General features: G+C 35.9%; 1 protein-coding gene and 1 pseudogene. One reads left to right on the plus strand and one right to left on the minus strand.

The genetic code is table 11. The features are described from left to right. Window positions 1–85, plus strand: a pseudogene (locus AB0M39_RS42220) (AraC family transcriptional regulator); the annotation flags it as partial. Window positions 86–574: 489 nt separating this feature from the next. Here AB0M39_RS42220 and AB0M39_RS42225 read toward each other — a convergent pair. Then, on the minus strand, window positions 575–769 hold the full coding sequence (locus AB0M39_RS42225; RefSeq protein WP_058221577.1) for a hypothetical protein: 195 nt from the start codon (window positions 767–769) through the stop codon (window positions 575–577). Between the last annotated feature and the right edge of the window lie 277 nt (window positions 770–1,046).

Below are 1,046 nucleotides of genomic sequence, written 5' to 3' on the forward strand. Positions count from 1 at the left end.
CCGGCTCGCGTACGGCGAGTCGCCGTACGCGTATCTGACGACGCGCCGCGTCGAGCGAGCTGCGGCGCGGCTGCGGCGCGGCGACACATATTTTCTTCCTTTCCATTTTGTACTAATGTCAGGCAAGGCATGTACGAGGATTGAGAAATATTTTTATTAGAGATATTTAGTTAACTGGTTTATTAGTTTATAGAGTTATTAAATTCTCAACTGATATAGTATTATTTACGGTAACAAGAGTAACAAAGTATTATAAAGGTAGTTATATCAAGGGTTTATACTGTTACCTTTCTCTAAAATAAGAGTAACAGTAAGGTATCAAGGGTAACAACTATAAAAGAGTATATCGATAGAAAGCGAGAGATAAACAGCTTAATAGAGGTAAATGTTGGATAAACTACTGACAGAATGGCTCTCAGCTTTTAACGTGGTTCAGGTTTGCACGTATTAGGGTTAAGTAAAAAGTGGTAAATATTTACTCATAAACTAGTTGCAAACGTGAACAATAAGCTTATATTGATTTCTACAAGCCTTACATCACGCGCTTTCTATTAACTGACTGGGGGGCGTGATATCATTGTCTGCGGTTGACATGCCTTCCTCTAATATCAGATACACCCTTGGCTAGCGTTAAGGTTTCTCTATCAATTACTCTTAGCTCTCCGTCTTCAAGTTTTACGATATAACTATTCTTTAATTCAGACTCATCTCCTCTGATAATCGTAGCTTCCTGCCCGTTTGATAGTTTAATGATGTCATCTCTTTTCATAGCTTGTTCTTCCTTTTATGCCAGTTGATGAACAGCATAAATAATAATTAGTAAAATAAAAACTAATTCAATAATAAATGATTGTTTGTCCTTATTCATATTCTCCTTTCAAAAAAAATAATTTAAACGATTGGATCAAGCACGAAGTAAAAAAGAAATGCTGAAAGAATCCCCCACAATAAATTATTATGAGAGATAGCATGAACTAAAGTTACTATAGCTAAAATGAACCATATCACATCAGTTGGCTTATATTTGGTTGGTAGCTTCATAATAA

Origin of the sequence: Streptomyces sp. NPDC051907 (assembly GCF_040681075.1) — a bacterium.
In the GTDB taxonomy this organism is placed as follows: Bacteria; Actinomycetota; Actinomycetes; order Streptomycetales; family Streptomycetaceae; genus Streptomyces.